The 9,527-nt window shown below is 63.6% G+C and carries 9 protein-coding genes; 8 read left to right on the top strand and 1 reads right to left on the bottom strand.

The features are described 5' to 3' along the window. Positions 1–93: 93 nt before the first annotated feature. Positions 94–315, bottom strand: a complete 222-nt coding sequence (locus ACILRH_RS20200; RefSeq protein WP_395695866.1) for a GntR family transcriptional regulator — start codon at positions 313–315, stop codon at positions 94–96. Positions 316–766: 451 nt separating this feature from the next. Here ACILRH_RS20200 and ACILRH_RS20195 point away from each other — a divergent pair, with 451 nt between their 5' ends. The 8 genes from ACILRH_RS20195 (at position 767) to ACILRH_RS20160 (ending at position 9,526) form a co-directional block, all read left to right on the top strand. Continuing rightward, positions 767–1,819 (top strand): ABC transporter permease, encoded by a 1,053-nt coding sequence (locus ACILRH_RS20195; protein WP_395695862.1) that lies wholly within the window; start codon positions 767–769, stop codon positions 1,817–1,819. Then, positions 1,816–4,335, top strand: coding sequence for an ATP-binding cassette domain-containing protein (locus ACILRH_RS20190; RefSeq protein ID WP_395695861.1), 2,520 nt, complete (start codon positions 1,816–1,818; stop codon positions 4,333–4,335). Before ACILRH_RS20195 ends, ACILRH_RS20190 begins: the two co-directional genes overlap by 4 nt. Before the next feature lie 22 nt (positions 4,336–4,357). Next, the gene (locus ACILRH_RS20185; RefSeq protein WP_395695860.1) at positions 4,358–4,801 is read left to right on the top strand and encodes a (2Fe-2S)-binding protein; all 444 of its coding nucleotides are present in this window, start codon (positions 4,358–4,360) and stop codon (positions 4,799–4,801) included. After that, entirely contained in the window at positions 4,798–5,631 is an 834-nt protein-coding gene (locus ACILRH_RS20180; RefSeq protein ID WP_395695859.1) for an FAD binding domain-containing protein, read from the top strand. Before ACILRH_RS20185 ends, ACILRH_RS20180 begins: the two co-directional genes overlap by 4 nt. A gap of 96 nt (positions 5,632–5,727) precedes the next feature. Then, entirely contained in the window at positions 5,728–6,945 is a 1,218-nt protein-coding gene (locus ACILRH_RS20175; RefSeq protein WP_395695858.1) for a substrate-binding domain-containing protein, read from the top strand. A gap of 105 nt (positions 6,946–7,050) precedes the next feature. Continuing rightward, complete coding sequence (locus tag ACILRH_RS20170; protein WP_395695857.1) at positions 7,051–7,503, top strand: SRPBCC family protein; 453 nt, start codon at positions 7,051–7,053, stop codon at positions 7,501–7,503. Further along, positions 7,500–9,104 (top strand): GMC family oxidoreductase, encoded by a 1,605-nt coding sequence (locus ACILRH_RS20165; protein WP_395695856.1) that lies wholly within the window; start codon positions 7,500–7,502, stop codon positions 9,102–9,104. The genes ACILRH_RS20170 and ACILRH_RS20165 overlap by 4 nt, the downstream gene beginning before the upstream one ends. Next, positions 9,101–9,526 carry a gluconate 2-dehydrogenase subunit 3 family protein gene (locus tag ACILRH_RS20160; RefSeq protein ID WP_395695855.1) on the top strand — a complete coding sequence of 142 codons (426 nt, stop codon included), beginning with the start codon at positions 9,101–9,103 and terminating at the stop codon, positions 9,524–9,526. Before ACILRH_RS20165 ends, ACILRH_RS20160 begins: the two co-directional genes overlap by 4 nt. Position 9,527: the final 1 nt, after the last annotated feature.

Genomic DNA, 9,527 nt, shown 5'->3' with positions numbered 1-9,527 from the left:
GAGCATGGGTGCACCTTCCCGAGCCGGCGCGCCAACGCCGACCCTGATCAGAACTGTTATGGGCTTCGATCTTGCTCGGGAGGTGCGCCCGCTTCACGTCACCCCGCCGAGGGCCATCCACAGGTTCTGATCATTGCTCATGCGAGATCGCTTGTTGGGACTGGCCTCGATCAGTCCTTCACGCTCCAGCAACCGTAGCGCCTCACGAAGCGGCGTGCGCGAGACACCCAGCCGCTCTGCCAACTTCACTTGCGAAACGGTCTCTCCGACAGCCAACTGACCAGAGAGGATCGCGTTCTTCACGCTTGCATACACGTCCTGTGTTGTCTGGCCAGCGCCGGGAGAACTGACCGCAGTCTGGCGGGCCGACGTCACGGGGAAGACCTTTTTGATGCGCGCACTACCGAACAGTAGCACGCAAATGTGCACAGTAGGTGCTCCGATGAAGGCCAGTTCAATGGGCGCCAGGGCGCGGTCTCACATAACTCTATTGGCCGCTACTGCATACACAACGCCTACGTCCTGGCCCAGAGGTCGGTTCACGCGCAGTGGCTTGCTCCGCCGCATTCCCGCCCCCAATCTAGACGGCTGAGCCGGATGGCACTTGCGCGCGGTTCATTCAACTGTATACAGTTCCACGATATTGCGGCCTCCGCGTACCCGTTCCCCATCGACGTTCTGTGACTGACATTGCGGAAAGACTGGGCGCACCGGGTGCGCTGTCTGCATACAGTCCATATCGCTATGGTCCCGCGAGGAGGCAGGGATGTCTGTCCCGCCGGTAGTTGCTGGTCTTAGGGGAAGCCCGGCGCTTCCCATCACGGTGGCTACGGTCGCGCTGTTCGCCCTCAGCCCGATCCTGGTCAGTGGGTCGCTGGGCAGAGGCCCACTGGCCACGGTCATTCCATTCACGTGCGTGCTGGCCCTTACGGCGTTCGGACAGACCTTGGTGATCCAGCAGCGGGGCGTCGATTTCTCAGTGGCCGCCACGGTGTCACTGACGTCAGTCATCACAGTGAAAGTCGCCGATCAGGCCGATGACCGCCTCACCACCGCAGTAGCGATAGCGCTGGCCGTGGCCATCGCCGTAGGTCTGGCGAACGCCGTGTTGATCGGTCTCCTTCACTTGACACCGGTCATCGCGACCCTCGGGGTGAACACGCTCGTGCTGGGAGTGATCCAGCGTTACAGCGGGGCGAGGTCAGTTCCTCCAAGTCCGCCATGGCTTCAGAGCGCGGTTCACGGAGAGGTCTTCGGGATTGCGTACCCCGGCTGGATACTCTGCGCGCTCGCGGTCGTCGGAGCTCTGATCATGAGTCGCACGGCAGCGGGGCATCGGTTCCGAGCTGCCGGGGCCGCGCCACGGTCCGCACACGTTGCCGGTGTGCCGGTCCTCAGGCAGATCTTCGTTGCATATGTCGCAGCCAGCCTCCTCTACGGACTGGCCGGCGTGACGCTGGCGGGAACGGTCAGTGCGCCGCAACTCGACGGCGGCACCCCGTACTTGCTTGCATCCATCGCTGCAGCCGTCCTCGGCGGCACTTCCCTTGCCGGAGGAACGGGCAGCATTCCAGGTGCGCTCATCGGGTCCTTGTTCTTGGTCCAACTCGAGCAACTCCTCCTGGGCGCCGGATTCAGCACTGCCGTGATCTTCGTTGCTCAAGGAGCAGTGATCGCGGTGAGCATGGGTACGCGGACCATCACGTCGGTCCTCAGCCAGCGGCGGCAAGCGGCTGCCTCCCTCCGCGAGGTCGGGCTCGGCAACGACCCGACCTCTGACCGAGGCGTGGAGCCCGTGAAGGAGAAGGAGTCGGTATGACCACCACTGCTGTACCCAACCCTGACGTTGCCAGCATCGAGGCACTCCGCCTCGAGGGCATTACGAAGACCTACGGTTCAGTCGTCGCATTGCAGGACGTCTCCTTCGAGCTTCGCCCCGGTGAGGTACACGCACTGCTGGGTGAAAACGGCGCCGGTAAGTCGACACTCATGGCAATCACCGCAGGAGTCTTCGCTCCCGACCGTGGGCAGGTGATCTTAGAGAACGAAGACGTTACTGGCCACGGGCCGCAACAGATGCGAGATCGCGGTCTGGCGATCGTTTACCAGCATCCAGCACAACTCGACGACCTGACAGTGGCTGAGAACATGGTCCTAGGTCTCCCCAAGTCGGTCCGGCCACCGCTGCGACGGGCGCGTTCCTGGGCAAGTAGGCAACTCGAGGCTGCAGGACTTGACGTCAACCCACGGGCTCGACTCGGCGATCTGGACCTGGCTACTCGACAGATGATCGAGATCGTTAAGGCCCTGGCCTCCCAGTGCCGGGTCCTGATCCTCGACGAACCCACCGAAGCGCTCTCGGTGTCGCAGTCGGAGTGGCTCTTCAACCAAGTTCGCCGCGCGGTCGACTCAGGAGCGGCCGTCGCATACATCTCCCACCGGCTGCCAGACGTGCGCCGGATTGCGGACCGGATGACGATATTGCGGGACGGGCGCAGTTTCGGCACCCATGATGTTGGCGACCTAGGCGATGACGAGATCTTGGCCCTGATCGTCGGACGAAAGGTTGACTCTGCATTCCCCGACAAATCGACAGTGCATGACCGGACTGTCGTAATGAGTGCTACCGAACTCACCGGACGAGGTTTCGCCGCAGTCGACCTCGAAGTACGAGCCGGTGAGATCGTGGGGCTGGCGGGTATCGAGGGCAACGGTCAACATGAGTTCCTGCGTGCACTCTCGGGCGAGAATCCGGCATCCTCGGGATCACTCACCGTGGCGGGATCAGCCGCACGCGTCCGCTCGCCCGGAGAGGCACTCAGTCATGGGATCGTCCTGATTCCTGGAGACCGTCAAGCTGAGGGTCTCGTGCCTCGGACGTCCATCGCAGACAACATGACCCTGCAGTCACTTTCCAGCTTTCGTAGGTTCGGGCTGCTCCGCCGAAGTGCGGTCCTATCAGCGGTCGCCCACCAGCAGCAGGATCTTGAGATTCGTATGGACGGCCCCGATACCGAGGTTGAATCCCTTTCCGGTGGCAACCAGCAGAAGGTGCTGTTCGCCCGAGCGCTGCTCGCTAATCCGCGCGTTCTGCTGGCCGACGAGCCTACTCAGGGCGTAGACGCGGGAGCGAGGCTGAACCTCTACCGTGCCCTCCGGTCGGCCGCGGACAACGGATGTGCGGTGATCGTCAAGTCCACAGATGTGACTGAGCTGCGCGGCCTGTGTGATCGCGTCCTGGTCTTCTCACGTGGCCACGTCGTTCGGACCGTTGCCGGCGACAACATGACGGAATCGACTATCACGCACGCCGCTATCACCGCCACGACAACCCGACGGGCTGAGGACACCGACCATCGCGCACCCAGCCTGCGGACCAGGTTGGGCCACCTCGCACGAGGGGACTACGCCAGCGGAGCGCTCAGCCTCGTGCTCCTGGCAATCCTGACCGCCTACGTGAGCACCAAGAACGATGGATTCCTCACTTCGTTCACGATCAGCAACTACCTGACGCTGGCCGCAATCCTCGGACTGGCCTCACTCGCCCAGACCGTCGTAGTCCTCACGGGTGGAATCGACTTGTCGGTCGGCCCACTCATGGGCCTCACCACCGTGGTGGCTAGCTATCAGCTCGCGTTAGACCAGATCTCGAGCCTGTTGGCAGGTACAGCCCTGGTGATGCTCGTGGCCTTGATGGTTGGCGTCGTCAACGCCGTGTTGGTCACCTACATGCAGATCACTCCTGTCATCGCAACCCTGATCACCTTCTTCGCACTGCAAGGTCTCAGCCTGCTGCTGCGTCTGACGCCCGGCGGAACCATTTCGGAGACGTTCTCGACGCCCCTGGCAACCCAATACGGACCCGTGCCGGTGTCCCTCTGCGTATTGGTAGTCCTGGCCGTCACCTTGGAGCTCTGCCTTCGCTTCAGTGTCCAAGGCGTGGGGCTCCGCGCGGTAGGGTCGAACAGTGCGAACGCCCACCGACTGGGCGTGAACGTTAGGCGCACCCTCATCGGAGCCTACGTAGCCAGCAGCCTCCTCACCGGACTAGCGGCGCTCTACTTCGTCACCCTGATCCAGGTCGGCGACCCCAAGGCCGGCATCAGCTACACCTTGTCGACCGTCGCCGTCGTGGTTCTCGGCGGCGTCTCGGTGATGGGTGGTCGCGGCTCATTCATCAGCGTGGTCGCGGCTGCCCTCCTGCTCCAGATGATGACGACATCGACAACATTCCTCCGGCTTGGCTCCGAATGGCAGTACTGGTTCGTCGGCGCCGTGGTCCTCGCCGCTGCGGCTCTCTACTCAGCAGGCGCACGGACGCGAGAGGAGGCCTGAAGCCATGCAGGTCAGTTTGTCTGTGAACGGCAAGGCGAGCGACGTCGAAGTCGAGAGCAGAACTCTGCTGGTCCACTGTCTACGCGACAACCTGGGCCTCACCGGGACGCGGATCGGCTGCGACACATCGACCTGTGGAGCCTGCACCGTCTTGATAGACGGGCAATCCGTCAAGTCGTGCACCGTCTTCGCGTTCCAGGCGCAAGAGCACGAGGTGACGACCGTCGAGGGACTTCGCATCGAGGGCGGAGATCACCCGCTGCAGCGCGCTTTGCACGAGCACCACGCATTGCAGTGCGGCTTCTGCACATCTGGAGTGCTCATGGCCGCAGCGTCGATCATCGCCGAGAAGCCGACGCTCACCGACGAAGGCGTTCGCAGAGCGCTGAAGGGCAATCTGTGTCGTTGCACCGGCTATCAGGGCATCGTGGAAGCCATCATGTCAGTCGATCGAGACGACACATGATTCCGGCAAGGTTCGTCGCACATCGCCCGCGAACGATCGCGGAGGTGGAGGCTCTCCTCCAGCAGTTCGGTGAGGACGCCAAGCTTCTGGCCGGCGGTCAGTCACTGATCCCGCTCATGCGGTTCCGGTTCGCAGCTCCGGCCCACCTACTCGACCTCTCGACGGTCGACGGCCTGGCGTACGTGCGGCGCGACGGCGATCAACTCTGCATCGGCGCGATGACCACCTACGCCCACATAGCCCAGTCGCCAGTCGTGCAACGCGACGCAGCGCTGATGGCTCACGTCGCCACCCTGATCGGTGACCTCCAGGTACAGCACCGCGGAACGATCGGCGGGTCAATCGCACACTCGGATCCGGCATCGGACATGGCGACCGCTCTGCTCGCGCTCGATGCCACAGTGGTCACTCTCCGCAACGGTGTGCGACGCGAACGACCACTTCTGGGCTTCGCCACGGGCTTCCTTGAGACGGTCCTCGATGTTGGCGAGTGGGTTGTCGAGATCCGATGCGCAGCCGACCCCGACGTCGCCTGGTCGTACCAATCGGTCCACCGCCGGGCCGAGGACTGGGCAATCGGCGCCGCGGCACTGGTTCGAACCTCAGACTCCACCCGGCTTGCACTGTCAAGCATGGGACCAGTGGCGCTACGGGCACTGCATACAGAAAACGTCCTCTCGTCCGCATGGCCTGGAGACGAGCAGGTCCGTGCAGCGCTCGATGAAGAGATCGAGCCCTTGGATGACCAGGTGGCAACGAGCACGTATAGAAGGCATTTGGCTGCCGTCCTGGTGCGCCGAGCCTGGAACAGTGCGGCAAAGTCTGTCTAGAACGGCTGTATGCAGATTGACATGCAGACTGCATACACTTTACGGTGACGGACGTCACGTTCCATCGCAACCCGCGTAGAGCAGGAGAAACCAGAAATGACGACCAACCCTTCTCGGCCTATCAAGAAGCGGGCACGCATCGTCGCGATGGCTTGTGCGGCTGGTGCGCTTCTGTTGGCTGGCTGCAGCACCGCCGACAACAGTTCAGGTGATGCCGCAGCTGACACTTCGAGCGTCCCGTCCGAAAGCGCGAGCGCCGCCCCTTCCCGTGTCGTCAACGGTGTCGAGATTCCCGGCAACGTCGGCATCCAAGAGGACGACATGAAGCCGATGGAGGACTTCTGCGGAGACAAGCAGATCACGGTCGGCTACGTCGACAGCAACGCCGGCGTCAACTCATGGCGGAAGATCACCAAGGCCGAGCTCATGGACGAGGCGGCCAAGTGTCCGAACATCACTGACGTCATCACCACCGACGGTCAGGGAAGCCTGGAGAAGACGATCTCCGACATCCAGGGACTCGTGGCTCAAGGCGTTGGCGCTCTCGTCGTCCTGACCGACTTCGGAGACCCGACGATGCCTGCGATCCGGCAGGCGATGCAGGCGGGAATCCCCGTCACGCTCATCAACTACCCTCACCCGGCCGGCACCAAGGGCAAGGACTACACGGACACGGTCAACGCTGACGACGCGCTTGTCGCCCGAGTGCAGACCGAGTGGCTGATCAAGAACGCGGCAGGCGACACGTGCAACATCCTCCACGTCGGCGGCTCTGCTGGTAACCCCCTTAGTGCAGCCGTCACGACGGGGATCCAGGCCGCAATGAAGGAGCACCCTGACTGCAAGCTGCTCAATGACGAGCCGCTCACCAGCGACTGGAACCCCGCAGACGAGCAGAAGGCCGTTGCCGGTGCCCTCGTGAAGTACCCCCAGATCGACGGCGTCTACAACGAGTGCGGCACGTGCGCACCTGGCGGTTGGAAGGCGTTCGTCGAAGCCGGTCGGCCGCTCGTCCCGTGGGTGTCTGACGATGTCAACGAGCTCTCGTGCACGTTCGGCGACCTCAAGCCTGACAACCCCAACTTCCAGATGCTCACGGTGTCCGCCCGAACCTGGGTCGTCCGTGTTGCCCTGCATAAGGCTGTGGCTGCAGCCGAAGGCCTGACGGACGATGAACCGTCAGACTGGCTGCTTAGCACCTTTGAGGACTCGACCAACCCGAAGATGCAGCCCCAGTGCCACCCGGACGCCCCGCCGAGCGCCATCTTCTCGTCGCTGCTCTCCGACGAGCAGGTGATCAAGGCCGTCTCCTGACCCACGGCCGTGCCCGGTCCGCCTCGACCCGGACCGGGCACGGCTCGTGATGCCGACCATCGATGAGAGTCACCCCGACCCGGACACAAACGCGAAGGATCCAAAATGCCCCGAGCTCACTCCAGTGCCGTCATCCCAGCGCCGGCTGACGCCGTATGGAACCTCATCAGGGACTTCAACGGCCTGACCACCTGGTTCCCAGGTGTCGCGTCCAGTGAGATCGAGGCCGGTCTGGCATCGGACCAGGTCGGTGCTACTCGCCACTTCTACCTCGATGACGGGACCGAAGTTCGCGAGACGCTTCTCGACTTGTCGGACGTCGACCGCAGCTTCTGCTACAGGATCGATCTGGCCCCGTTCCCCGTGACCGACTACGTCGCGCGCCTCACCTGTTTCCCTGTCACGGCGTCGAACGAATGCTTCATCACCTGGCACACGGATTTCGAGTGTGATCCGTCGATCGCAGCTCATTGGGTCGACCACTTCAGCAACGGGGTCTTCGCCGTCGGCCTGCGAGCCCTCCAGTCCAAGTTCGGTCATGCAGGTGTCAGTTCATGACCGGTGAGGTGGTCGACGCCGTTATCGTCGGCGCCGGCCCGTCTGGAGCGGTCGCTGCGAAGCGCTTCAGCCAAGCCGGGATGTCCGTGGTGGTGCTCGAACAAGGCACGTGGCCGGACTACTCGAAGGCGAGGGCAGGCGAGCCCGACTACGAGATCACCGCGGACCGCGACTGGAGCTGGGACCCAAACTCCCGCCGCGCGGCCGCTGACTACCCGATCGATGACCGTGACAGTGACATCACCGCCCTGATGTACAACGGCGTCGGCGGAAGCAGCGTCGTCTACGCGGGTCACTGGGAACGCTTCCTGCCCTCGGACTTCCGCGTCCGCACCCTCGACGGGGTAGCCGACGACTGGCCGTTCGACTATCACGCGCTGGCGCCCTACTACGACGTTGTCGAAAACGACTTCGGGGTGAGCGGCCTCGAGGGCGATCCGTGCTACCCCGATGGCAACTCTCCGCCAATGCCACCGGTCCCACTCAACCGCATCGGGCGACGGGCCGCGGAAGCGGCCAACCGACTCGGATGGCACTGGTGGCCGGGCTCCAACGCCATCGCCACGGTCGAGCACGGTCCACTGCACGCCTGCGCACAGCGGACCGCATGCATTCATGGTTGTCCGACCGGCGCCAAGGGAAGCACTGACCGCACCCACTGGCCCGAACTGTTGCGATCGGGAGTGCGCCTTGAGACAGAGGCCCGCGTCAAGCGCGTCTTGACCGATCAGTCAGGGCGGGCCGCTGGCGTCATCTGGATCGACCGAACGGGAACCGAACGCATTCAGCACGCAGACGCGACGGTGTTGTGTGCCAACGGGATCGGCACACCGCGCCTTCTCCTGATGTCGGCCGACGACAAGAACCCGGACGGGCTCGCCAACTCATCCGGCTTGGTGGGCCGTCGGCTGATGATGCATCCGTTCATCCGCACGGTCGGCCTCTTCGAAGAGGATCTCGAGAGCTGGCGAGGCGTCTACGGCCAGCACGCCCACGTCATGGAGTTCTACGAGACCGACCCGTCCCGAGGGTTCGTTCGCGGCGCCAAGTGGGGCTTGATGCCCACTGCCTCGCCGCTGTCGGTGATGATGCCTGGGCTGTGGGACGACGAGGATGTGTGGGGATCCAAGTTCCATCAGACCCTACGTGCGAGGTTCGCACGGTCGGCGTGGCTGGGGATCGTCTGTGAAGACCTCCCCGAGGAGTCGAACCGGGTGGTGCTCTCCAGGACCGCGACCGATTCCAGCGGCCTGCCAGCGGCCCGCATCGAATACCGCACCTCCGAGAACTCGCAGCGAATGATCGCGTTCCAGACGGAGAAGTCCATCGAGTTCATGAAGGAGATGGGTGCTTACGAGGTCGTGTCGGCCCCGACCAGCTACTCCGGATGGCATCTGCTCGGCACAACCAGGATGGGAGACGACCCCCGAACCTCAGTACTGAACTCGGACTGCGAGAGCCACGACGTGCCCGGCCTGTTCGTCTTCGACGGCAGCTCGTTCCCGACCTCGTCCGGGGTCAACCCGACGGCCACGATCGCGGCGAACGCACTCCGAGCGGCTGATGCCTACGTCGGCAGATTCGTCAAGGAGGCACGGTGACCACAAGCGATGCACTGGACCCACAGGAACGAGAGGTGCTTGCACAGATCGCGGATCAACTGATACCCCGGTCGGACGAGATGCCGAGCGCATCTGACGTAGGCATTCATCGGGATCTCATCGACCGCGTCCTCCGATCTCGGCCGGACGCTGTCCAGGCACTGCGCGACCTTCTCGCTCGCGCCGCGGACGCCGACCCCGAGCAGTTCGTCCGTGACCTGCCCGTCACCGATCCGGATGGGTCGTACCTCCTGCGGCTCTTCGTTGGAGGCGGGTATCTCATGGACAGACGTGTCGCCGATCTGATCGGCTATCACGGGCAGGTGGCGCGGCCGGTCAATCCCAACGACTACCTGGGCTACGTGGAAGAGGGCCTCCTGGATCCAGTCCTCGAGCGCGGTCCGATCTACCGCGAGGCCTGAC

Origin of the sequence: Nocardioides sp. (assembly GCF_044226765.1) — a bacterium.
Taxonomy (GTDB): domain Bacteria; phylum Actinomycetota; class Actinomycetes; order Propionibacteriales; family Nocardioidaceae; genus Nocardioides.
The sequence above is the reverse complement of the archived record's forward strand: the minus strand, read 5'-3'. Positions and strand labels throughout refer to the sequence as shown.